This window comes from Desulfitobacterium sp. PCE1 (assembly GCF_000384015.1).
GTDB classification, from domain to species: domain Bacteria; phylum Bacillota; class Desulfitobacteriia; order Desulfitobacteriales; family Desulfitobacteriaceae; genus Desulfitobacterium; species Desulfitobacterium dehalogenans.
The window spans coordinates 2594067-2619208 of the sequence record NZ_KB913023.1; the positions used below are offsets into that span (position 1 = coordinate 2594067).

Consider the following 25142-nt stretch of genomic DNA (forward strand, 5'->3'; position numbering starts at 1 on the left):
GCTATGACCCCTTCCGGTAGAGAGATTTCCCCTGACGGTTGGTAAGATTATAGGCGCAGAAAGGAATCATTCTCTCCTCAGGGCTCAGAACATGGATGCAGCAGTTTTGCAAACGCTCTAAATCCAGATTCCAGGCATCCTGGAAGGCCATACCGGTGACGGCAAAGCCGGCCTCTTTAATCCGCTTAAGCTGAAAGTCCCAAGAATTTTCGTCACGGCAGGCACAGTCCGTTTCTCCAGTCCCGCCCCACTGCCGGGCGACAAAGGCCCGGGTTTTGCGAACCAAATCCTCGGCCGGTTCAGGTTCGCCGCAGCAGTTAGTGGTCTGAACACTTCTTAAGGTACCGTCACTTTGTTTGACAAAGCTGCCGCTGAAAGAGCATCTCCCGTTATTGGGCTTTAAATCTATCCCTTGTATGAGTCCCAGCGTTTGCTCTTCAATAGCCTGAATGACCTCAGGTAAAGTAAAGCGGTCCTCATCCCCGGGCACCTGTGGGATCCGTCCGAAATAACTGACAGGCTGAAAATGAACTCCCCGCACCCCGGGATGATGGTCCAGGGCAAACCTCACCATATCACCGATCTGCTGTGTATTGATGCCCGGCACCAAGGTAGGGACAAGAACCACCCCTATCCCAAGCTGAGAGCAATTCTCTATGGCTTTCATCTTGTCCTGAAGCATTTCCCGTCCCCGCAGCGCTCTATAAATGGAATCATCCACTCCATCAAATTGCAGAAATACCGAATTCAATCCCCCTTCCTGTAATCGCCTTACATAGTCCATATCCTGGGCTAAACGCAGCCCGTTGGTATTAATCTGAATAAAACCAAATCCCTCCGCCTTACCCAAAGCCACAATTTCAGGCAAATCGTCCCTCAGGGTCGGTTCCCCCCCGGATAATTGAATATTGGTGGGACCACTGGCTTCCATCACTTTCCGATACCAACCGGCCAAAACCTCCAGGGATGGGTCCTGAACACTGTCACCGGCATCGGCAAAGCAATACCGGCAGTTTAAGTTGCAGCGCCGGGTGACCTCCATGAGCGCTGTGCAGGTCTGTTTCCAGTGATCGGCACATAATCCGCAATCGTAGGGACAGCCCTTTTCCACCTCTGTAAAGCAGGCCAGGGGTTGACTGGGGATCGTCGGTCTCATCCAGGATTCCCAGCTGGGATTTCCCCGCCAGAGAAGGGCGCGGTATTCTCCATGCTCTGGGCATTGCTTTACCATATAAACCCGATCCTCTTCTGCTATTCGCTTGGCCGGAATCCGCTTCAGACATTCCGGGCAAACACTGCGGGTATCCGTTATACTGTGATCCCTCAATGTTCAGCCTCCTCTCTACCTTCCTTTTGGGCAATCAACTGGAAGTACCCAACTTTTGCTTTCTTAAGGGCAGCCTGAACTTCAGCTGGATCTGCTGAGCAATCCGTGGACTTCAGCCAGAATGCGCTCATCGAACCATGGGTCATGATAAGTTCCATGGTCAGTTGAATTAAGAGGGCCGAATGATCCTGCCATTGGCTGATCCGCAAGCCCCTACTTTGCAAACAATTTTCCAACTCTTCCTTGATCAGGGCACTTCTAATACAAGAATCCATCCTGAGAGCCTGAAGGTCTGGGACACCTCGGGGGTCGCGGGCATAGACATCATGGATAACCAGCCGGCCGTCAACCTTAAGCACCCGCTGTATTTCAGACAAGACCTTGTTTATATCCAACATTAAGGAAAGGCTGCATTCAAGGAAAACCCCGTCCAGGGAATTAGCTTCAAAGGGAATATCCTCCCCCCTCCCCTGGCTTATCGGTAAACCGGGATAGGCCTCCCGGCCCCATACCAGTAATCTTTGCGAGGGGTCAATCCCATAGGCCTCCAACTGATATAAGGATCTCAGCCTATCGACAGTGGCTCCCCAGCCACAGCCCACATCAAGAATCCTGTCACCCACCTGAAACCTGCAGTTTCCCACAGCCAGATCTGTCAACTCAAATCCGCCGGGGCGTAAGGTATTGCCGGTTGTTTCACGCAACAAATTCTTCTCGTAGAAGGTGCCTTTAACATTCCTCATCATCTTTTTCCGTTTCCAGATAAGTGGCAACAAGCTCCTGAACCTTGTCATAGGTAGCGGAGATAGTACTGCCACATTTGACCGGATAGTCTGTCCCTTCTTCCAGTTTGTAATGAAGAATATCCTCACAAAGCAGACTCCCGTAAGTTTCTTCGAACCACTCCAGCAGCTCTTGCACCATCCTATGGATTTGGGGATGAGATTGCTCGGACACGGTTCCTTTACCGGCTACCAATCCTAGCAGGCAAGCTCCCCCGGTCAGCACACCGCAGGTAGCACCGGAACGCCCCATACCGCCGCATAAACCATGCATGGCCCGTATAAGTTCCGGAGCATCCTTGCCTTCTTCCTCCAAACCAATGATTAAAAGAATTTGGCTGCAGCAAAATCCCTGGGCCGCCAGTTGGAACAAACGAAAACCATCTACCGGCATCCTTATCACCTCTATTTATCCTCTAGGCTTTGCTCCACCTCGAACATCTTTCCTAAGGCCAGATCCTCCGTAATCAAGACCAAGCCGCATTGGGCACACTTCAGTTCTTCTACCCGGATTTCATTGCCCAGGTAAGCAACCGTCACTGTACCCCGGCTAAGCTCGGCGTTGCACTTACCGCATTTCCAGACTGTTTTAGGTTGATTCTCTCCCTTGCTCATGACTTCACTTCCTCGATAACTTCCATCCGGTGGCTGTAGGCATTATGAACAAGGTAGGCACCGCTCTCCTGAGTCTTGTATTCCACCCAGTAAGTAACCCGGCTTGGACGGTGATGAGCCAAACTATGGCCATTCTCAAGATTAATGAACTTTCGGCCGCTTTTCTCAGCCGCCTGGATGGCCTGCTGAACATCTTCAATCAAGATCAACCGCTCTTCCATGCTTTTTCTGACCTCTTCCCTGATTATCAGTTCTATGGCTCGATCCCCCCTTTCGGATTCCAAAGCTTCCCGCCAGGTTTCCCGAAGCATTGTTCTCTTTAGCTTAGCCCGGTTCTCGTGGCGGCGTGAAAACCCCGGATCTTCCCGTGCAGCTGCATCCCTTTCTGCCTTGGGAAAAATCAGGTCGAAAATATGGACGATCCGTTTGCCATAAGCTGAGAAACGATCACGGCACATAGCGCAGTAAGCAATATAGTCCAGAGAACTTTCCTGACTTCTCGCCACCGTGACCTCCTTAGCTAAACTGCGGTTAGCAAAAGACATCAGTCCACCGAAACCGCAGCATTTGGTCAACTCTTTACTAAAAGGCAGTTCTTCCACTTGACAATTGAGTTTGTTTAAAAGCTCCCGAACAGCCCTGTGAATACTCTCCTCATGCCGGGTGGTGCAAGGATCCTGTACCGCAAATTTATAGGGTATATTGTGGACTGGAAGAGAAAGTTCCAGGGTGTTCAGCACTTCCCAGAGAGATACCACAGGGAGCATCTCTTTAAATAAGCTATAGCAAGAGGAGCAGGCCACAATGACCTGAGGCCGCCCCAAGCTTTCCCATTCTTTGACGAGATCAGCCATTGCCTTTTGAAACATTTCCTGCTCTCCAGCCCATTGGGCAGGGGCTCCGCAACAGCGCAGCATCAACCCCATCCCTCCCGGCAGATGTGCCGTCAATAGAGCATATACTTCCTCCACATGCTCCGGTGCCGATCCACTGAGCTGACACCCAGGGAAAAAGACAAACCTGCTCTCACTGAATTCAGGCTGGTGGCGGGTCAACTGAAATTGCTCACTGTTGCTGAACGCCATATCCTGTAGGGCAAAATCATAGGCTGAAGGGGGCATCCGCTTGTTTCTGACCATCCCTTCCCTGGAGCTCAGGCATACCTCCCCCATATTCAGTTCATGGGGACAGATTTCTGCGCATAACCCGCAGAGACTGCAGGAATTAATCATTTTATTGGCATAACGGGTTCCTTTGACAATGGCATCATTATTGTATATCTCCCGCAGATATTTCTTGGGGTACCGGCCATAGGACTCCAGGTATTTGCAGGCTTTAACACATTCCAGGCATTGACAATTCAGACAACGCCTGGCCTCCGCCAAGGCTTCTTCGCCACTATATCCTTGGTTTTCATCCTTCATGGCCACAGTATCAAGAGGAGCAATCCCCTCCAAATTGACGAAAAGATTGCTGATATACTCACCCTCCCATTCCCGGGAGGCCGTCAAGGAAGCCCCTTGCAGGTAACGGTCGATGGACAGGGCGGCCCTTCTGCCTTCAGCGACCGCCTGAATCGGTGAAGGCTCGCCCATATAGGCCCCGGCAAACACTCCGGCCTGGGAAGTGGCACAGGTATGTTTATCCACAGAACAGTTGGCTCCCAACACATCCGCAGCTGGAGCCGCCCCAGCTGCCAGGGCGATGTACAGGGCATCGAATTCCTCCTGCAGGGAGGGCAGGTCTTGTCGGGTGATGAGGGAATTCACACGTATTTCCATGTTAGGACGGTTGAGAAGCTTCAATTCCTCCCTGATGACATCGGTGGGCAGCCGCTGCTCAGGATAAGCCCAGAGCCTCCCGCCCAGCCGGTCCATTGCCTCAAAGATGGTGATCTGAAACCCTTTTTTCGCTAAATCCAGTGCAGCGGTTAACCCCCTCAGCCCCCCGCCAATCACGGCGGCCTTTTGACTTTTATACGCCATAGGTTTGACCTTGGGGGTTTTATAAATATGGTTTTCCACACAATATCTTTCCAGGGCGGAGATAGAGACGGCCCCCCCCACCTCTCCGCGCCGGCAAACCCCTCGGCAGGGATGATCACAGATTCGGGAGATGATCCCCGGAAAAGGCTGTTTTTGCCATAGGGCCGCCAAGGCTCCCTGCCAGTCCTGATTCTGGATTGCCTGCAGGAACTTCCTGGCATCAACGTGGATAGGACATCCTGCCGTGCAAGCGGGAGGACTTTCCTGGATACATTTACTTTCCAATCGTCTCAGTTCATCCTGCTCCATTTTCATCCCTACTTTTGCCTTAATCTACTAAAGAAAGGGCCGCTGCAAACCTTACCGGCCTGAGCCGGCCAGGCTTGCAGCAGCATCAGAAAGTAAAAAGATTATGGTTTGGCCTTTAACCCAGCCAGGATTTTTTCCGGAAGGGCAGGCAGTTTGGTTATGCGTACGCCGCAAGCATCGGTAATGCCATTGATGATGGATGCATGGGGAGAGGTCAGGGGTGCTTCGCCGACACCGGAGGCTCCGAAGGGTCCATGCTCACGAGGGGGCATAACATAGTCGACCACCAGTTTATCGGGAACATCTTTGGAATAAGGCAGACCGCAGCTGATCAGGTCAATATGTTTATTTAAATCTTCAAAGTCTTCGCTTAAGGCCAGACCAAGTCCTTGGATCATCCCGCCGTACATCTGGCCGTCCACCACCAGCTTATTAGCCAGGGTTCCCACATCAAAGATACCTGTCATGCCGAGAACTTTTGTTTTTCCCGTATTAATATCCACTTCCACCTCAGACAGGAAAGCTGCATACATATAGGTAGTGAAGGGGGCCCCTTGTCCGGTTTCCAGATCGCAGCCGTTATAGCCGGCGGGGGTACTGTACTTACCGACGAAGTGGGTGGGCAGACCTGCTTCTACCTGTTCAGCATAGTTTCTGTAGCTGCCGTCAGGTTTTTGAATACCTTTTAACAATTCTTCACAGGCAATTTTAGTTGCATTCCCGGTCATCACTTGGGAGCGGCTCCCTCCGGCAGGACCGCTGGCCGGTGTCTTAGACGTGTCATTCATAACCAGCTTGATTTGTTCCGGTTTGATTCCCAAGGGCAATAAAGCCTGGTGAGCAGTAGCCAATGTTCCCATATCCGCGCCTTGACCGTGATCTTCCCAGGCATTGAAAATAGTAACACCTGTTTCTGTATAATCAGCCCAGGCTTCCGAACCATCCGGATTATCAAGACCTGCTCCATAAGCACCAAGGGAGATACCTACTCCCCGTTTTTTATCTGCAGTAGATTCTGCTTTGGCTTTTTCTTTAGCGGCATCGTACAGAGGTCTCAATTTATCCATTATTTCAACCAGGCTATAGACATCAGGCTGACACCCTGTCGGCGTGGTATCACCTGGCCGATAAACGTTCTTATAGCGAAGTTCAAAGGGATCCATGCCAAGCTTCTCCGCTAATTCATCCATCAGCACCTCGGTAGCAAAGAGACTCTGGGGAGATCCATAGGCACGAAAAGCGGAACCCCAGGCATGGTTTGTACAGACAGTACGGCCATTGCTGCGAATATTGGGAATCATATAGCTTGCGCCGATAAATTGACTGCCCCGCAGAGTGACCAAGTCGCCAAATTCGGAATAGGGACCATGGTCAACGCTCCAGTCCGCCTCCATAGCGAGCAATTTCCCTTCCTTTGTCGCTCCGTATTTAAGGTTAATAAAGAAGGGTGAACGCTTTCCGGTATAGGTTATTTGCTGATAATAATCAAAGTTCAAAAATACCGGTTTTCCGGTGGCCATTGCTGCGACTCCCAGCAGGGCCTCAATGGTCGGACTGAATTTGTAGCCGAAGGTTCCGCCCGCGGGATTCTGAACCAGCACTAATTTCTCGGGTTCCAAACCCAGCCCCGGAGCAATCATAGCGTGATGCAAGTGGATGCCAATACTCTTGGAGTGAATAACAACCCGCTCCTCATCATCAATGTAGGCAAATCCCACGTCCGCCTCCATAGGCAAATGGGGCTGACGTCCCACATAAAAATCATCCTGTACTACGACAACATTGGGGTCTTCCATGACGGGAGCAGTTTCTTCCCCTTTAATGACTTTCGTTTCCCAATAAATATTGGGTGTTCCGGGGTGGATTTCGATGGCATCATCTGCCATAGCCGCCGGTGCGCTCATATAAGCAGGCAGGATTTCCAATTCAACCTTAACTTTTTCAACAGCAGCCTGGGCATGTTCTTCGGTATCGGCGGCTACAATAGCTATGGCATCGCCGAATTGGAATACTTTTTCATCGCAAAGAATGGGACGGTCCCAACCATCCCCCTTATTGTTCGGGAAAGTGATCAAACCGGTAATGCGGTTTTTCCCTTGAACATCTTTATGGGTAATAACTTTATAAACCCCCGGCATTTTTTCAGCTTCAGCGGTATCGATGGAAAGGATATTGGCGTGAGAAACCTTGGCTTGAACCAGTTTCAACTGCAATGTGCCACAAGGCATTTTTATCCCCAGATCCGCACCATAATCACACGTTCCGGTGACCTTAGCCAGAGCTGAGGGACGGATATAATTGCTCCCCCAAATGGAACCGTCCTGAGGAAGCTTCTCCCACAGTTCCTCGACCTTGACTTCACCGCGGATTAACCGGGCTGCCGTCATGACCGCGTCGACTAAAGGTTTATACCCCGTACATCGGCAGGCATTCCTATGTCTTTGGAACCAATCCCTGACCTCTTCACGGGTAGGGTTCGTGTTTTCATCCAACAGCCCTTTGGCAGAAACGATGAAGCCAGGACTGCAGAAACCACATTGGGCTCCACCATGGATCATCCATGCCAATTGCAAGGGATGTAGATTTTTTTGGGTGCCTACACCCTCAATAGTTGTAATTTCTGCTTCGTCAGGAACTCGTTTCATTTTGGTCACACAGGAACGGACAATCTTTCCATCCATAATGACGGAGCATGCACCGCATTGAGCTTTTCCGCAGCCAATTTTGGTTCCGGTCAAATGCAGTTGGCCGCGCAGCACATTAGCCAGCGTTACTTCCCCTTCAACGATCAGGGTTTGGCGTACTCCGTTGATGACTATGCTCTTGTTGATCAAAGAAACCACTCCTTTTTTATCAGAATATTTTAACTTCAAACTATTTATTGCAAGTTTTGTGCCAGTGGGAATCTATAAAATTTCTAGTCTACTTTAAAACGAATCTGCAACAATCAAGGGGTTTAACCCTAGCTATTCTTACTATAGAACCCAGTCCTTCGTTAAGGTTTCAAAAGTGAACACTTTATGTCGGAACACTGTAATCAAAATGAACATTGAACCGTTGAACTAAAAGACTATATGTGATACCCTTAATATTGGGAAGTAATGGTAATCAGGGACTTCTATCATGATTAGGAGTGATTGATAATGCCACAGGAAAATTGGCTAAGGTTTGTTAATGGAGAACCGGTGGTTCAAGATATTACACCTTTAATTTATCGCTCTTGGGAACGAAGTCTGGGTCACAATATTAATCCTACTGTCATTTCACACAATAAATTCCTTAACGACTCTGATCTACGGGAGTTGCGGGAATCCCGGGAAGACCTTATACGTGCTGCAAGCTCTGTCCTGCCTTTTCTATTCCAACTCCTCAACAGCTGCTCAAATTTCTCCATCCTGCTCGGGGATAAAGATGCTTTTATCCTGGAGTCCCTGGGAGAGGGCCCTTTCTTAAGTAAAGCCCAACGGATTTTCCTTTCTCCGGGGGGGAATTGGGGAGAAGATGTAAAAGGGACAAATGCCATTGGCACAGCTCTCGTCGAAGATATGCCCGTCACCATACACGGTGTCGAGCATTATGTACAAGAGAACCATTTTTTAACCTGCTCGGCTGTACCTATACATGAACTTAACGGTGAAGTTATCGGCGTTATCGATATCAGCTCCGAAATTGGAAATCAGGATTGTACTCTGGATATCGCCCTTACAGGGGCACGTTTAATTGAACAAAACCTACGCAATTTAACTATTGAACGCGAGCTAAAGTTCTATAAACAAGGTACTAAGCTGGCCCTTGACCTTTTAAAAGAAGGATTCCTTTCTGTCGACCGGCACGGAATGATTACCCAGATCAATTCCCTGGGTGCTTCCCTCATCGGCTTGAAAAAGGAGGATCTTTTAGGCAGGCATGTTGCCGATGTTTTAGGTGCACCGAAAGGCTGGCTCTTAAATCAGGATATTCTTGATTTAAGGCATAAAGACAGCAAAGGCCATGAAGTAGTGACGCATTTTCAACGAATTTCCGACAACTCGGGAAACTCCTTAGGGGCTGTGGGTGTAATACAAATTAATGAGCAGAAAATGGATGGTTTGGGCTGGGTGGGTAGAACAAGTCTTAAATCACAAGTAATTTTAGAAAAAGCACACAAAGCAGCTCAAACTAATTTCTCTGTCCTCCTTCAAGGACAGACGGGTACGGGAAAAGAGATTATAGCCCGCATGATTCATGAATTAAGTTTGCGCAGGAACGGACCTTTCATTGCTCTTAACTGCGCAGCCATTCCCAGTACTCTTCTGGAAAGCGAATTGTTTGGCTACGCAGACGGCGCTTTTACAGGCGCCCGTCGCGGCGGACAACCGGGAAAATTTGAACTTGCTCATGAAGGGACCATTTTCCTGGATGAGATTGGTGATATGCCACTTAATGCGCAAGTTGCTCTTTTGCGTCTGCTTCAGGAAAAATCACTTACCCGAATCGGAGGCAAAACCATTCAGAAAATTGATGTTCGCGTTATAACCGCTTCTCACAAAGATTTAAAGGCTCTGGTTGATGCCAATGCCTTTCGCCATGATTTATTCTATCGGCTTAAAGTGGTGTCTATCGATTTACCGCCTCTGGTCCAGCGGCTTGAAGATTTACCCGAGCTGGTCATTCATTTTATACATAAAGCCTGTGCTGCCATTGGTCGGCCCATTATCGAAATCGATGACCAAATCCATCCCTATTTTTATTCCTATAGCTGGCCCGGAAATGTTCGCGAATTGGAAAATTGCATTGCCGGGATGGTTGCCATGTGTACTGACTCGATGCTCACAGTCGATGATTTACCCAAGGAAGTAAGAGAATCTTTGAGTGAGAAAGATGGTTCAGAACCTATATCTATGCTTGCTCACCAAACTCGTCAAATGATTCTTCAAGCCCTGATTGAAACTGACGGAAAAATTCTGCCTGCTTCCCGGCTCTTAGGGATCAGCCGTACTACCTTATACCGAAAAATGAAAGAGTTTAATATTAGCGTACCGAAAACTTAACCAGGAATGATAACCTTAAAAATATAAGGGGCTGCGTGAAAATTTAAGATTTCACGCAGCCCCTTCTTAAATCATTTTAAACTCCAAATCTACACTATTTATCACTGTTCTTTCTGCAAGTCTGTTACTTATCCTTAAAACTATATATAATATGAAAGTAGATCCTGTTTTTTTACTCAGTGCCAAAGGGCATACAAAAAACGCTTGTTCCCCAAGGAAGGTGGTAAACAGCTTGAAGGTTCAGACTACTCATGGTAAAAATAATATTTGGCTTACCTTAATTCTTATCATTTCTACTTTACTGATTGTCCTCTTTTTCTATCTCGACCGCAGAAATGAACTCTCTACCCTGATCCAATCCTGGGGACCCGGCGGTATTGTCCTTGCCATTCTGATTATGGGAGCACTTTGTATGACCCCCATACCTTCCGAGGGATTTTTTATTCTCTTGCTTAAGATCTTCGGTGTGTTCTGGGGAGCCCTTTATTCCTGGATAGGATATACCTTAAGTACCTTTATCCTCTACTATCTTGCTCATTATTACTTGAAAGATTTCTTCCAGAAGATATTTTCTCCACAACTTTTTGAAGCGGTAGATCATTGGATTGACAGTAAGGGGACCTTAGGGCTATTTATTGCCCGTCTTATTCCTTTTCCTGCCCACGCAGTGGGCTATATCGCTGGTGTTATGCCGTCGGTAAAACTATGGCCCTATGTCTGGACGGGGGCTGTAACCATTATCCCCTATTATTTAGGGACCGCCCTCATCTATTTGGGTTTGATCAATTCAACCTCCCTTTGGCTTTTAATCGGCGCCGCTGCACTTATCATCCTCTGGGGACTCAGCTATCTGTTTAGGAGACAAAGCAATACATATTACGGAGAAAAATAAACCTCATCCATAAAAGTTTCTAGGAGTAAAAGCAAAAGGCCGTCATAACAGACGGTCTTTTACCATAGTCAGGGGGGCGTCAGACTGTGTCTGACAACTATCTTCCCGGGAGTAAAGTTAACACCTTATTTTGAGTATCAATCCCATCAATTTTTGCCTTATAGCCTTTTTTCTCCGCTTCAATTTCTCTTTCCCTGGCAAGCCTAACCACCTTTTCTTTTGCATCAAACACCCTGGCGCTGGCGGGGCAAATAGAGACACAGGCCGGGGATAAACCGGAACTTATGCGCTCTTTACACAGACTGCATTTACCAACAATACCGTTATTCATGATTCTCATGGCTGCGTAAGAACAAACCGATGCACATACCTGACAGCCAATGCATAACAATTCATTATGAACTACGACACCGTCATCAGAGCGTTTAATTGCTCCCACCGGGCAAACCGCAGCGCATTGTGGCTCACTGCAATGACGGCAGGACACATGGGCATAATACCTTACATAGTGGTTATTTAGAAATTCAATCGGAATCATTTTCAGGTAGTTATTACCTGGAGCAAGACCATTCTCCTGCTTGCATGCTGCCAAACATGCTTTGCACCCAATACAAGTCGTGCTATCGATTAACATTGCCATGTCGCTCATTTTTCACATCCCCCTTCGGGATAAGCCCTGCATAATATGTTTTTATGAGGGAAATTCCCTCCGGGCTGATCTAGTACGCTGGGCAATAGTGTATTGATCGGGTCTAAGTTATATCTTTTGCCAAAGTAGGGTTGAGTAAAGAAATGATTTTGAGGCACGGAGTAAGTTAACTTAACAGGTAAGGAAATTGCCCCTGTCGGTGTTTCTATTCGGATAGTCTCGTCATCCTTAACTCCAATCTTAACTGCCGTCTGAGGATGAATCTCGACATAGGGCTTTTCGAATTCTCGTGCCAATTTGCTGTATTGACATTGTGTATGATAATGGGCTGCCACCTTAACAGAGCTAACAAAATAAGGATAGTCTTCACGGCTCACCGATTCATTGCCCGGGGATTCAAGAGGATCTCTGTATTTAAGCACAATCCCTTTTTCTCTTAATAATTCAACCTTCTTAGAAGAGGTATTGAATCCCTTGCTATACAGTCTGTGATTTTCTTCTCCCCCTTCAGAGTAAGGATAATGAACACCACCGGGCTTTTCGGTCATTTTTTCAACTGTAATGGCACTAATACTCCCAATAAGCTTCCGTTCTACATCCCAGGCTTCTTCGGGTGTATCGGGGAAATACTCTGAAGGAAGTCCCATTTTTTCCGCAATTAATTTAAACACTTCGGCAGCCGGTTTTGCTTCGCCATAAGGCTCGACTGCTTTATCTCGCCATTGCATGACTCTGTGAATTCCCGGTTGCATACCTGCTTCTTCCAGCCAATGAGTTGCCGGTAAGACAATATGGGCTAAACTGGCAGAGTCATCAAGGGTTAAGGTGTGAGATACAACCAATTCAAGATTACCTATAGCTTTTTTCATGCGGCTACTCTCAGGCCAGTTAGCACAAGGGTTACCCGCAATATACATCATTTTTATTTGGCCGCTCTCCATACCCTCAATGACCTTGTCAGCCGGAAGCTTGAAGCTTGGCTTTACGACATGTTCAGGCTTAATCAAATTAGCCGGCTGCCCATACCCGTTGAGATGGGAAACTACTCCCGAACCCGGCTTGCCAACATTGCCGAGAATGGCCATTAAGGATTCAAAGGCCATTAAGGCGTGCTCGGCATTATTTACACAAACAATTCCCCGTCCCGGCCACATGATGGCAGGTTTTTGTGTTCCCAGCTCATGAGCTAAGTCTTCAATGACCTTTTGTGGTATCCCTGTTATCTTTGCTGCCTTCTCCGCTGTGAAATCCTTAACAGCTTCAGCCAGTTCCTCAAAGCCATTCACATTAATATGAACAAATTCTTCGTCATAGTGCTTATTCTTGATGACCAGGTGCAAAAGGGCCATGCCTAAAGCACCATCAGTTCCCGGGTTAATTTGAATAAATTGATCACTTAGTTGAGCTGTTTCAGTATAACGGGTATCGATGGTAATTATTTTGGCGCCATGTTTTTGACCTTCCTGCAGCCAATGAAATTGGCCAGCTTTCGTTTGCGCACAGTTATTGCCAATGTTTAAGACAATCTTTGCGTAAATGACATCATGAAGAGGAGCCGTAGCCGCTGCCTTGCCGAACATTTCTTTTCTGACTTTTTCCTCTGAGCTGAAACAAATGGGTCCGGTGCCATAGTTGGCAAAACCGGCTATTTCGCTAAAGATCTTTAAGGCAAACTTGCTAAAGGATCCTCCAATTTTAGAGGTCATGCCGATAATAGAACCTGTGCCGAAGTTGTCTGAGAGCTCCTTATACTTCTTAGCTATGGTATCGATAGCTTCCTCCCAGCTAATCCGAACAAATTCACCATTAACCTTCTTCATAGGGTATTGAACTCGTTCCGGACCATGCAAGTTTTCAATAATCTCTATGGGTTTAGGGCATATTTTGCCTTTATTATAGGGATTATCCGGATCACCATAAATAGCTTCCACATTTCCATGAGAGCCTATCTGAACTTTAAGACCACACCCACCGTTACAAAGGCAACAAATTGAGGTTTTGACCTTGTCACTGTTAGGCATAGGGGTTCTATTTCTATGAAGCCCCTGGACTCTAACATATGCCATAGAAATTTCCCCCTTTTGCTTCTGCTAAACTATACCCCTGAAACCGAACAGGATGATTGAGCCAATAGTTTAAGGTATCCAAGCTTATTTTGGTTTTTTGCTTGATCATTGAGGTTAGAATGCCGGCACCATCAATATCGCCCACCATGATCATGCCAACCAAAATGTCATCTTTAACAATAAACTTCCGATAACGTTTGGTTACTTTATCATAAGTGCTCAACTCTTTTCCTTCTCCGGTGGGCAGATAGGGAATTCCCGCCGAAACGACGCCAACGCCGCAAAACACTGCCGAATTAGAGCCAACGGCTCCTTCGTAAACTCTCTCGACTCCAGCCATATTACTTCCGGCAACGGTTCCTTGTGCTGTCGCCACAGGCCAGATGGAAATAACTCGTTTTTCATCCCAAACAGCATGATAAGCTTCGGCAACATCTCCCGCTGCATAGATATCGGGAACTGTCGTTTGCATATGCTTATCTACTATAATCCCGTTATTAACCTTTACACCGGTGTTTTTTACCAGATCAACATTGGGGCTAACTCCGGCAGCCATTAAAACCAATTGACAAGGAATTTCCCTTCCGGAGCTTAGACTAACTCCTTCTACTTTGTTTTCGCCCAAAATCTTGCTTAATTTCGTGTTGTAGATGATTTCATACCCATCCTTCTCTAATAACTCGGTTATAATTTGCCCTGTATGAGGATCAACCGATCTGGACATGATCCGGGAATTAACGATGATTGAAACCTTAATGCCGAGTTCATGAAGTCCATGGGCCCCCTTAAGTCCTACTAATCCAGCCCCCATGACCACCGCTTCCTTGACATGTGGAGCAAAATCCATGATCTTACGTGCATCTGCCAGAGTACGAAGCTCGAATACTCCTTCCAAATCAAGTCCTTCTACCGGTAAGGAGTAGGGAGAAGCACCTGTGGCAATTAAGAGCTTATCATAGCTGATGACTTCCCCTGATTGTAATGTGACGCTTTTCTCTGCATCATTCAGTTGTTCAACCTTTTGCGGAATGAAGTCGATGCCTGTTTCGGCATAGAAATTGGCATCCCGAATATAAATGCGCTCTTTATCGATTTCTTTCCCGATATAATAGGAGGTTAAGCAGCGTGAATAAGGTCGATTGTCTTCTTCGGAGATCATCGTTATTTTCCCCGATGGATCGAGTCCGCGGATCGTCTCGGCTGCGAAAATTCCCGCTGCGCTGTTGCCAATAATCACATAATGCATATTAGATCACCTTCAATTTCTTCTTCATACTCCGCAGAAGTACCAAAGAGGAGCGCCTTCCTCGAACAAGCTAAAACACAAGGTGGTTGTTCTTCATCCAGGCATAATTGACACTTTCCGGCTTTACCAGTTGTTTCTTGAGGAGCGATTGCGGCAAAAGGGCAAACCATAACACACATATAGCACCCCACACATTGCTCTGCATCATGTATGACATTTCCTTCATCGGAATACCTCAGGGCACCCGCCATACAAGCTTCCACACAGGAAGCATGAACACAGTTTTGACAAATAGATACTGAATAACGACCATCTAATCCTGATAGTCTAATATGTGGTTTTGCTAAAGGTATCTCAACTTTAGAGTTAAATAAGCTCTGGGTTTTGGAGTGCTTTTCACGGCAAACTTGCTCACAAGCTAAGCATCCGTCACATCGTTGGGGTTGAAAATAGATTTTGCGCATGAGCGTCTCCTTCCTAATTAGTGTTCTGCGAAACGGCTTGTCTTGGTGAATCAAATTGATCATTAAATATAAATGCGCTATTGCTAAACATTTCTTTAACTTTGCTTATATCGTAATCCAGAAAATATTTTGCTCTTTTTAAAGCCTCATTGGATGATGCGAATAAATCTTCTTGAGAAATAAAAATGTTTTCCTCACCTATTTCCTGGGCAAGCTTCGATTCTGTCAGCAATTTATCCACACTTGAACTCACACCGGATATGATGACTTTCCCGCCTGTTTCTTTTATCTTTTGGACAAACAGTTTCATGGTATCCAGGGAGGTTACATCGATGCTATTCACTCTTTTCATGCGAATGATAACAATACTGGCTTTGCCAACAAGTAAATCCAGCTTCTTTTCCAGCTCATCCGCACAACCAAAGTAAAGATTGCCTTGAATATGCACAATAAGTGTATCTACTTTTGCTTCAACAGATTGTATCTCTTTTTCGATGAAGGTATTCTCTTTTCCCTGAGCAGGGGTAAGGATCTTGATATGAACTTTGCTCCCTTCCCTAAGATAGATCATAATTGAGACAGCAATCCCTAAATAAACCGCTGTATCCAAGTGAGGTAATACTACTGCCGCAACGGCTGTCGTACCCATGACTAAGGCATCTGCTTTATTTAATTTAAATATTCTTTTGATTTCGGCCCTATTGACCATATTATAGGCAATGTTTAAAATCACGCCGGCTAAACTCGCCATGGGAATATACTTGGCATAAGATCCTAGAAAAAGAAGCACGATGGCCACAAAAACTCCCGAAAGAATGCCGGCTATACGTGTGGCGGCGCCGCTTTGGAAGTTGATAGCAGAACGGCTGAACGATCCGGTCCCCGGAAAACATTGAAAGAAGGGAGCGACCACATTGGTGATTCCTTGTCCCATGATCTCCTGATTGGCATCAATTTTTTGTCTGGATTGGGAGGCAATTGCCTTGGAGATTGAAATAGCCTCTACCAAAGCAATAATGGCAATTGCGATAGCGCCGCTCATTAATTCACCGGCAAGTCCAAAGTCAAAGCTTATCATTTTAAAAGGAGGCAACTGAGATGGAATAGTTCCGGTGAGCTTTACCCCAAATTGCTCCATAGAAAATACTACTACCAAAACGGACGAGAGGCAGACTCCCAGTAAGGCACCAGGCAGGTTTTTGTTAATCCTTTTACAAATCACGATTACAAGAATAGAGAGTAAGCCTAACCCCAGTGCGTAATAATTAACCTTTTCTAAATGAGTCACTAAATAAAGCAATTTATTGAGGGTAGACATTTCCGATGAGTTAGGGATTGAAATACCCAGAAATGAGTTCAATTGGCCTAATCCGATCAGTACGGCTGCACCGGCGGTAAAACCAACAATCACCGAATGGGAGACAAAATTAATTAACTTACCAAGTTTTAATATTCCAAAAAGCAATTGCAACGCACCAACCAAAAAGGTCAAGAGAAAGAGTATCTCATAAGCGTTTTCCAATGCCATATGATTTTTCATACTACTCGCTACCAGGAGGGCAATAGCATTGGTTGGCCCTCCAATTAAGTGGTTGGAGCTGGAAAAAAGCGAGCATAAAATTGTTGACACAATTGCCGTATAAAGACCATAGACCGGGTTGACTCCTGCTATGAGTGCATAAGCCATAGATTGGGGAACAGCAATCACTGCTACGGTCAATGCGGCAGTTATATCTTTTTTGATATACTCTTTCTTATACGTTCTAAGAGTATCAATCAATGGGAAGTGTTTCTCAAATACCGCTGTATTCATACCCTTTACCTTTCTTTCGTTAAAAAAGTAATCTGATTGAGGATTTCGATTGGATAGAAGCGGGACATAGCTTTATAACTGATTCTGTGCATAGTCCCGCCTTGATTTTGTTTTTACTCAGCTCCCATAGTCACCTGAGCAAATATCTCATCATCTCTTTCTCTGTATCCCCTGCCAAGTTCTTTGTTAATCTGCTGAACTTCATGCTTAAAGCTGATTTCCTGCAGAGCGATCGCTGGAAGTTCCCTGGTCTCTGCTTCAGATTGAATGATCCTGCCCACAGGAACTGAACTATCATCAGGCAGCTCTACATTTAGGACCATTGCACCATGAGATACAAATGAATTTTTACCGAGTTTAGCATTGTGAACTATCGCTCTAAAACCCACAAATGTTTCCCTGCCAATAAGGGCCGGTCCGTGTACCAAGGCACAATGAGCTATGCTGCAGCCCTGACCAATCTCAATAGATCCACCCTTCAGGCAGTGCATAATCACCCCGTCTTGAATATTGGCTCCTGCACCAATGATAATAGTTAATCCCTCATCCGCCCGAAGCACTACATTGGGGCAAATCATTACATTCTCACAGACTCTGACATCACCGATCAATACAGCCGTCGGATGAACATAGGCTGTATGATGAACTTTAGGGTGCTTTGAAGTCCTATTCCACGATGTCTTTGGAGAATTCTCTAATATCATTACTACAGGCCCTCCTCGAATATCCACTGATGCTCTGTGATTCACTTACACCCCAATACGCTAAAATTACCACTATCACAAATAATTAGACTAAATATCTTTAGATATGAATACCAAACACCGGCAAGAAATATTTCAAACCAATATAGAATAAAAGAACACCTAAGAGCATTTTCATATAACGGGCATTGATATACTTTGATACTCTGGCCGCTACAACTGTTCCGATCGCAACACCAACTAATTCATAGGCCAAAAAGGTAAGGTCTAAGGAACTTCCCATAGAAAGGTAGTTTAGAATACTGGTTGATGAAGATACCAATATGGATAAGGCTGAGGTTCCGGCTACAATATACATTGGGAATCCAAGTATGCTGGTCATGAAAGGAACAAGTAAGAATCCGCCGCCTACTCCCAAAGAAGCAGACAGAATGGCAACTAATAGCCCCGCAATAAATACAACAATGGCATTATACGTGAATTCTTCGCCTGAAAAAGTAAAGCTGTTCTTGATACCGGTTTTTTGGAACCTAACACCGATTTCCTTGATCTCGTTTAATTTTCCTTGTTCACCGAGTTCCTTAACCTTTTTAGCAAAGTTGTCATTGGCTTGCTTTACTTTCTTTTGGCTATTTATAAATCTATTTGTACATTCATAAGCAATTCGAAATGAAATACCCAAAGTTACCAGTCCAAAAAAAGGCTGAAAGACATTCATATCTTTTAATAAAGAGTGAGAGAGAGAAGATCCTATCATCGCACCAATGATTCCACCCAAACCCAAAACGATTGCGGTCGGAATAACAACTCTGCGTTCTCTAAAATAGAGAGGGGTACCTACTATAGGGGTGACAAGGGTCAAAATCTGATTCATAGGCTTTACCATATTGGCATTTTTAAGTCCGAAAATACTCATATGCCCTACACCTGCCAGGATACCTCCGGCTGCTCCAACGGATGTAAATACATATCCGATAAAAACCCCCCAAAGGACTAAAAAAATGGGATTTGCATCAACGCCGGCTAATGGAAAATGCATACTATTCTCCTCCTACTTTTTATTTTTCAGTTATTAACCTGAAAATTATCCCGTGCTACTTTAGCGAGTATGGTCATAATCAGTCTGACAAGCGGTTTTAATACTAAATGAAATAAAAAGTACATACTTAGATAAGCGAATACCGTACTTACTTGCCAGTTAAAAAGAGGAATAGTGACCGTTTCGAATTTTAAACTAATCAAACATGCCAGGACGAGATGGGGAGAAAACTTATAAAGCGAGTCGACTCCCAGAGCTGTCAGGTACTCAAAAAATACTTCTCTCATTTCTGCCTGGATTGACTTAAAAGCTGCTGCATCTTTAATATCCACCGCAACTTTTAAAAGTTCATCCAATTCCTGATACCTTTTCTTGTGCTGCTGAATTTTTTGGGAGTGAGGATCTTTGAGGAAATTCAGAAGTTTAGAAATATGCATCAATGTCAAGACCCTTTCTTAAAGTTGAATTGATTACAGCCCGGTCCTTGTTCCTGTTCCCCCTTTCACTTTTATTAGGCTATAAAAGAAATTTATCATAACTATAAAAAAATGCATGCTAAGAAAATGACAACATTTATGTCATTTATTTAACACTTTTTATGTCAGGAAAATGACATAACGATCTTGCCAAATAAAAAAAGATGCCTCCTGATTTAGTCCTTACACTGACTAACCGGAGACATCCTTCTCTAATATTTAAGTTAAACTATCCAATTATTTAGTTTTTCAAAGTCCACTATATATAATTCCTTATCCTCAATAGCTATACTATTCTCATCCTTAAAGACATTCAGCAGCGAAGTAACATTCTGTCTGGAGGTACCTATCATGTAGGCAATCTCCTCATGAGTTAACCGAAAGTTTATTTTCGTACCTTTAGGAGTATCTACTCCCATTCGTTTAGCCATTTTTACTAAAAACATCGCTAGTCTCCCAGGTACTTGAAAACAAGCCATTTCTTCGATAATTTGTTCTGCCTCTCGCATTCTGATCGCAAGAGTTATTGAAGCTTTAATCGCAATTGATGGATATTTCACAAGTAAGTCCATAAATTGGCGATGCCGTACTACTACTAATGTAACCTTGTTAATGGCACTTGCAAAACAAGTCCGATCCCCTCTATATAGCGTCTCCGCAAGCCCCATTAGTTGTCCCGATGATCTTATACTTCCAACAGTAACCTTTTTACCATATGGGGATACCCGGAATATCCTTACATAGCCTTCCTTGATATAGTAGACACGATCAGCCGTATCACTTTCAGAAAAAATTACTTGTCCTCGGTGATAATGCACGATAGTTCCAAATTGCAAAATAAAACTTTCTTCTTCTTTACTTAACAATGTTTTAGCAAAGTTAGCATTTTCTATCATAGGCTTTACCTCATGCTTTACAAACTTGGCATTAAAACTCATTGTATCATCCATCACGATTCTATCACGATTCACTGATAACTACTATATTTGCCAACATTCATTTTTTAAATGATGGAAATAGTGTTTGTTTATATTGATTCTAAATGATCACCATTCAGGCAGGAAGGCCTGTCGCCAAACGTTCGGATAAACGTAGGCGCAGGCCCTATTTCTTTCATCTAAGCCAGGTAGCTTCAATTTAGTTCTATTTCCTGATTGACAACTAAGTGTGCCTCAGGCTGATTAATGGTTATGGTGATTTTCAGTCCTGTGGAGTAGTTGTTAAAGCGTTCAACAAAGACCGGGTCCGGGGCCATGATAATATAGGGCTGCTTGTTTAGGGGCTTTTGCGTAGGCTCCACAATCTCCAGTTCCAGCCAACTGGTTGGATCGATACTCGATAATCTGACCATACCGTCATAGAAGGCTACTGCCGGGACCTGCTCCTCAGTAACCTCGATTTGGCCTTCTTTACTTACATAAAATGACCAATCTACAGGGAAATTTAACACCTCGGAGGTTTTAAATTGGATAGCCCTGATATCCAAGGATACTTTGCCTGGCCACTGGTTCAATGGTTGAGCAGAGAAGATAAACTTGAAGGAATCCGGAGCATCACCAGGAACAATGGATTCATAACTAAGTCCTGCAACTTGCCCGTCAGACCTTATAAAACCTTCAGGGATGATCCAGTTGGAAACGGTTAACGTAAGTTCCTGTGCCGGAACCGGAGTATGATAACCCATAAACACCATGATCTGATGATATCCCTCCGAAGAGACACCTCCCCACCTTTTACTTAAAGGCTCCATAGATAAATTATTTCTGGCATAGTCTTCGGGAGGTATATCAATAACCCTCTGCGACGCCATCAAATAGTTTTGGTTCGGTTCCGTGACCGTATAGAGCACATAGGTATAAGACGGGGTATACCACACCTTTTCAAAAGTCACTATGGCCTCTGTGTCAGGGATAGGCTTGGTTATATTGATATCCACAACTTGCCCTGACTGTTAAGCCCTCTGCCAAGTCATATTCACCCGATAGTCGCAAAAGATAGCCAAAGATCGGCTCCCTAAGTTCTATATACATTTCTTTCAGGTTTCTCATCGCAGCATCACCCAGACCACCGCCTTTCTCTTGCTTCTACCTACTTAGTAAGAAAGCGTTGTCGTTTATTACAGAAAAAAATAAAAAATATACAAAACGGCGATAAACTCTAAAGGTTTGATCGCCGATAAAAATCTGTATATCCTGATGCCTATAATGAATTCCCTAATAGCCGACCTCCACAGCCTTTATTTGATCGTAAAGGCTCTGATTCACCGGTGTAGTAATCCCATACTTTTTCCCCAGTTCTATGACTGTACCAGCAAAAAGCTCCACTTCGCTATAACGTCCGGCTTCAACATCCTGACGCATTGAAGGTTTTCCTTCCGGGCTTAATTGGCTGAGGACCCCTAACCAATAATCCAGATCAGCTTCGCTTAAGTCAATGTCCTCTTTTTCCGCTAAGACAATGACCTCTCTCATCGCTGCAATCATCGTATCCCTGGCCTGCCCTTCTCTTTGTATAACACCATAATTGCTGCCATAGACAGCCACCGCCTGGTTGACACCCACATTGAGCATCAATTTACCCCACAGGCGCTTTGGCATATCAGTATCAACGAGATAAGGGAATTCCATCTTCGCAAAAAAGTCTGCCACTCTTTTAACCTTAGATGAGCTGCTTCCGGGCTCCCGATCGCCAAAACAAAGAAAACCCATATGGGCATAAGTCAATCTATTCCCCTCTTTGACCGCATCCATTCCCTGGGCAACAGAGTATAAGACTTTGTCGTGGCCATAAATCTGACTAATCCTAGCCTCACTGGTAATCCCATTCAAAGCAGACAAAATAAGAGTATTTTTCCCCACTTGATTCTTAACTGCCCGGATAGCTTCTTCCAACCCACTGTGCTTTACCGTAAATAGAACCAGATCTGCCGGTGAGGTCTTTTCCTCCGGCGTCACATAATGGAACTCACACTGTTGCCCATTACAAAAAATCGAATCCTTTATATATCTATCTATTCTCTGCTGATCGGCAATAATTCTTAAGTCAGCCTGAGGCATTTTCTTTGCCAGATGACTTCCATACAATATTCCCATAGCACCTAAGCCGATAATTGCTACCGTTTTGATCTCCATATCCCGCTCAATCCCCCACTAACTATTCTTTAAAGTCCCTATTTCTTATATAGATGAACCTCAAATACAGTATACCATTGGTACTCTGTGTATTTGTAGCCGATTAATCACTTTGAAATAGGCGTGGGGGTAGTACCGGCCCCAGAGTTTCTTGCTCAAATTGTTTTTTCTAGAAGGATAAAATCGGACACGAATCCGATTTTGCAATTCCATAACTATGCTTACAGAGTACTACATACAGAACGTATGTTTGATATGATTTGGCTAAAGGTAATCGCAAGAAAATAGACTTTGCAGGCCAAATTTCCAAACGTTTGGAAATTTGGCCGAATTCCTCATCTATAAGTTAAATGGACTACGCATTACTGCATAGTCTATTCTCTTACCTGGCAACACGAAAGGCGGACGAGCCTTTCGCCACGCGTCGTCCACGGACGAAGGCTCCTGTCGCGTGGATATTACTTTCCCAGGCGCCCCACAGCATCATGCACTTTAGTTTTCACGCAGTGAAAAGCAAAGAGACCATCTACTACAGACGGTCTCTTCACTCTACTTACCTGGCAACGACTTACTTTCCCAGGACCCTGCGGTCCAAGTATCATCAGCCCTGAAGGTCTTAACTTCCGTGTTCGGGATGGGAACGGGTGGTACCCCTCCGGTATAGTCACCAGATCTTTATGTGGTTATCTTTGAGCGAACTTCCTGTTCCCTCAAAACTACACAGAGTCTTCTTCACTGTAATTAAGCGTCCATCTTTCCTCACCTTAGTCTTGAGCCCCTCAGTGAGGTGACCTTTCCATGACCTTTCGTTAGGTCAAGCCCTCGACCGATTAGTACCCGTCCGCTCCATGCGTCGCCGCACTTCCACTCCGGGCCTATCTACCTGATCATCTTTCAGGGGTCTTACCAGCTTACGCTGTGGGAAATCTCATCTTGAGGCCGGCTTCGCGCTTAGATGCTTTCAGCGCTTATCCGATCCGGATATAGCTACCCAGCACTGCCTCTGGCGAGACAACTGGTACACCAGTGATCCGTCCAACCCGGTCCTCTCGTACTAGGGTCAGTTCCTCTCAAATTTCCTGCGCCTGCGACGGATAGGGACCGAACTGTCTCACGACGTTCTGAACCCAGCTCACGTACCGCTTTAATGGGCGAACAGCCCAACCCTTGGGACCTACTACAGCCCCAGGATGCGATGAGCCGACATCGAGGTGCCAAACCTCCCCGTCGATATGGACTCTTGGGGGAGATAAGCCTGTTATCCCCAGGGTAGCTTTTATCCGTTGAGCGATGGCCCTTCCACTCGGTACCACCGGATCACTAAGCCCGACTTTCGTCCCTGCTCGACTTGTTGGTCTCGCAGTCAAGCTCCCTTGTGCCTTTACACTCTTCGCGCGATTTCCATCCGCGCTGAGGGAACCTTTGGGCGCCTCCGTTACTCTTTAGGAGGCGACCGCCCCAGTCAAACTGCCCACCTGACACGGTCCCCAACCCCGATTCAGGGGCCTAGGTTAGAACTTCAGTACAAAAAGAGTGGTATCCCACCTGTGACTCCACCAAGGCTGGCGCCCTAGCTTCTCAGTCTCCCACCTATCCTGTACATTTCATACCAAAGTCCAATGTCAAGCTACAGTAAAGCTCCATGGGGTCTTTCTGTCCTGTCGCAGGTAACCCGCATCTTCACGGGTATTACAATTTCGCCGAGTCCCTCGTTGAGACAGTGTCCAGATCGTTACGCCTTTCGTGCGGGTCAGAACTTACCTGACAAGGAATTTCGCTACCTTAGGACCGTTATAGTTACGGCCGCCGTTTACTGGGGCTTCAATTCAAAGCTTCGCCTTGCGGCTAACCTCTCCTCTTAACCTTCCAGCACCGGGCAGGCGTCAGCTCCTATACTTCTCTTTTCAGATTGGCAGGAACCTGTGTTTTTGATAAACAGTCGCCTGGACCTCTTCTCTGCGGCTCTATCTCTAGAGCACCCCTTCTCCCGAAGTTACGGGGTCATTTTGCCGAGTTCCTTAACGAGGGTTTTCTCGCGCGCCTTAGGATTCTCTCCTTACCTACCTGTGTCGGTTTACGGTACGGGCACTAAGTAAGCTCGCTAGAGGCTTTTCTTGACAGCTTGGAGTCGGTTACTTCGCTACTTATTTCGCTCCCCATCACCTTTTAGGTTTATTCGCGAGACGGATTTGCCTATCTCACACCCTACGGGCTTGGGCGTGCTCAACCAACGGCACGCTTAACCTATCCTTCTGTGTCACCCCATCGCTCAAACGCTTCTCAGTGGTACTGGAATCTCAACCAGTTGTCCATCGCCTACGCTTTACGCCTCGGCTTAGGTCCCGACTTACCCTGGGCGGACGAGCCTTCCCCAGGAATCCTTAGGTTTTCGGCGGGTGAGATTCTCACTCACCTTTTCGCATACTCATACCGGCATTCTCACTTCTATTCACTCCACCAGACCTCACAGTCTGACTTCGCTGCGAATAGAACGCTCCCCTACCCCTGGAACGGAATTATTAAACCTTTAGCTTTCTTGAGCCCCTGAGGACATTTGGAAATTTTGCTTTCATTCAAGCCTTTGTCTTCCTCATTGGAAGCAAAATTCCTCATG

Annotated in this window: 19 protein-coding genes and 2 rRNA genes (1 of these 21 only partly in view); 2 read left to right on the forward strand and 19 right to left on the reverse strand. The window is 45.7% G+C overall.

The window, feature by feature from the left end:
* Window position 1: 1 nt before the first annotated feature.
* The 6 genes from trsS to DESPCE1_RS0112945 all read right to left on the reverse strand — a co-directional run bounded on the left by trsS (window position 2) and on the right by DESPCE1_RS0112945 (window position 7852).
* Window positions 2-1327: a radical SAM (seleno)protein TrsS gene (gene trsS, locus DESPCE1_RS0112920; protein ID WP_019850720.1), complete on the reverse strand. Its 1326-nt coding sequence runs from the start codon at window positions 1325-1327 to the stop codon at window positions 2-4.
* A complete protein-coding gene (gene trsM, locus DESPCE1_RS0112925) occupies window positions 1324-2073 on the reverse strand; it encodes a DVU_1556 family methyltransferase (protein WP_019850721.1) in 750 nt (249 codons plus the stop codon). Before trsM ends, trsS begins: the two co-directional genes overlap by 4 nt.
* Entirely contained in the window at window positions 2057-2503 is a 447-nt protein-coding gene (locus tag DESPCE1_RS0112930) for a DVU_1555 family C-GCAxxG-C-C protein (RefSeq protein WP_019850722.1), read from the reverse strand. Before DESPCE1_RS0112930 ends, trsM begins: the two co-directional genes overlap by 17 nt.
* A gap of 11 nt (window positions 2504-2514) precedes the next feature.
* Window positions 2515-2724: a DVU_1557 family redox protein gene (locus tag DESPCE1_RS0112935; RefSeq protein WP_014794413.1), complete on the reverse strand. Its 210-nt coding sequence runs from the start codon at window positions 2722-2724 to the stop codon at window positions 2515-2517.
* Window positions 2721-5018, reverse strand: a complete 2298-nt coding sequence (locus tag DESPCE1_RS0112940) for a pyridine nucleotide-disulfide oxidoreductase/dicluster-binding protein (protein WP_019850723.1) — start codon at window positions 5016-5018, stop codon at window positions 2721-2723. Before DESPCE1_RS0112940 ends, DESPCE1_RS0112935 begins: the two co-directional genes overlap by 4 nt.
* Before the next feature lie 101 nt (window positions 5019-5119).
* Window positions 5120-7852 carry a molybdopterin-dependent aldehyde oxidoreductase gene (locus DESPCE1_RS0112945; protein WP_019850724.1) on the reverse strand — a complete coding sequence of 911 codons (2733 nt, stop codon included), beginning with the start codon at window positions 7850-7852 and terminating at the stop codon, window positions 5120-5122.
* A 309-nt stretch (window positions 7853-8161) separates the two neighbouring features.
* Here DESPCE1_RS0112945 and DESPCE1_RS0112950 point away from each other — a divergent pair, with 309 nt between their 5' ends.
* Both DESPCE1_RS0112950 and DESPCE1_RS0112955 read left to right on the forward strand, forming a co-directional pair.
* A complete protein-coding gene (locus DESPCE1_RS0112950; RefSeq protein ID WP_019850725.1) occupies window positions 8162-10048 on the forward strand; it encodes a sigma-54-dependent Fis family transcriptional regulator in 1887 nt (628 codons plus the stop codon).
* Window positions 10049-10280: 232 nt separating this feature from the next.
* On the forward strand, window positions 10281-10940 hold the full coding sequence (locus tag DESPCE1_RS0112955; RefSeq protein WP_019850726.1) for a TVP38/TMEM64 family protein: 660 nt from the start codon (window positions 10281-10283) through the stop codon (window positions 10938-10940).
* A gap of 97 nt (window positions 10941-11037) precedes the next feature.
* Here the strand turns inward: DESPCE1_RS0112955 and DESPCE1_RS0112960 are convergent, their stop codons facing one another.
* The 13 genes from DESPCE1_RS0112960 to DESPCE1_RS23485 form a co-directional block, all read right to left on the reverse strand.
* Window positions 11038-11589: a 4Fe-4S dicluster domain-containing protein gene (locus tag DESPCE1_RS0112960; protein WP_019850727.1), complete on the reverse strand. Its 552-nt coding sequence runs from the start codon at window positions 11587-11589 to the stop codon at window positions 11038-11040.
* Window positions 11586-13655, reverse strand: coding sequence for a molybdopterin-dependent oxidoreductase (locus tag DESPCE1_RS0112965; protein WP_019850728.1), 2070 nt, complete (start codon window positions 13653-13655; stop codon window positions 11586-11588). Before DESPCE1_RS0112965 ends, DESPCE1_RS0112960 begins: the two co-directional genes overlap by 4 nt.
* Window positions 13642-14901, reverse strand: coding sequence for an NAD(P)/FAD-dependent oxidoreductase (locus DESPCE1_RS0112970; RefSeq protein ID WP_019850729.1), 1260 nt, complete (start codon window positions 14899-14901; stop codon window positions 13642-13644). Before DESPCE1_RS0112970 ends, DESPCE1_RS0112965 begins: the two co-directional genes overlap by 14 nt.
* Window positions 14889-15365 carry a 4Fe-4S dicluster domain-containing protein gene (locus DESPCE1_RS0112975; protein WP_014794421.1) on the reverse strand — a complete coding sequence of 159 codons (477 nt, stop codon included), beginning with the start codon at window positions 15363-15365 and terminating at the stop codon, window positions 14889-14891. The genes DESPCE1_RS0112970 and DESPCE1_RS0112975 overlap by 13 nt, the downstream gene beginning before the upstream one ends.
* Window positions 15366-15378: 13 nt before the next feature.
* The gene (locus DESPCE1_RS0112980; protein ID WP_014794422.1) at window positions 15379-17178 is read right to left on the reverse strand and encodes a SulP family inorganic anion transporter; all 1800 of its coding nucleotides are present in this window, start codon (window positions 17176-17178) and stop codon (window positions 15379-15381) included.
* Between the two features lie 113 nt (window positions 17179-17291).
* On the reverse strand, window positions 17292-17882 hold the full coding sequence (locus tag DESPCE1_RS0112985) for a transferase (RefSeq protein WP_019850730.1): 591 nt from the start codon (window positions 17880-17882) through the stop codon (window positions 17292-17294).
* Window positions 17883-17982: 100 nt separating this feature from the next.
* Complete coding sequence (locus DESPCE1_RS0112990; RefSeq protein WP_019850731.1) at window positions 17983-18921, reverse strand: sulfite exporter TauE/SafE family protein; 939 nt, start codon at window positions 18919-18921, stop codon at window positions 17983-17985.
* Between the two features lie 26 nt (window positions 18922-18947).
* Window positions 18948-19358 (reverse strand): hypothetical protein, encoded by a 411-nt coding sequence (locus tag DESPCE1_RS0112995; protein ID WP_019850732.1) that lies wholly within the window; start codon window positions 19356-19358, stop codon window positions 18948-18950.
* Between the two features lie 263 nt (window positions 19359-19621).
* Window positions 19622-20293, reverse strand: coding sequence for a Crp/Fnr family transcriptional regulator (locus DESPCE1_RS0113000; protein WP_028305567.1), 672 nt, complete (start codon window positions 20291-20293; stop codon window positions 19622-19624).
* Between the two features lie 236 nt (window positions 20294-20529).
* Window positions 20530-21333 carry a hypothetical protein gene (locus DESPCE1_RS21885; RefSeq protein WP_019850734.1) on the reverse strand — a complete coding sequence of 268 codons (804 nt, stop codon included), beginning with the start codon at window positions 21331-21333 and terminating at the stop codon, window positions 20530-20532.
* A 277-nt stretch (window positions 21334-21610) separates the two neighbouring features.
* On the reverse strand, window positions 21611-22528 hold the full coding sequence (locus DESPCE1_RS0113010) for a ketopantoate reductase family protein (protein WP_019850735.1): 918 nt from the start codon (window positions 22526-22528) through the stop codon (window positions 21611-21613).
* 555 nt (window positions 22529-23083) lie between these two features.
* Window positions 23084-23200, reverse strand: a 5S ribosomal RNA gene (gene rrf / locus DESPCE1_RS0113015).
* Between the two features lie 138 nt (window positions 23201-23338).
* A 23S ribosomal RNA gene (locus DESPCE1_RS23485) occupies window positions 23339-25142 on the reverse strand; it runs 328 nt beyond the window's last position.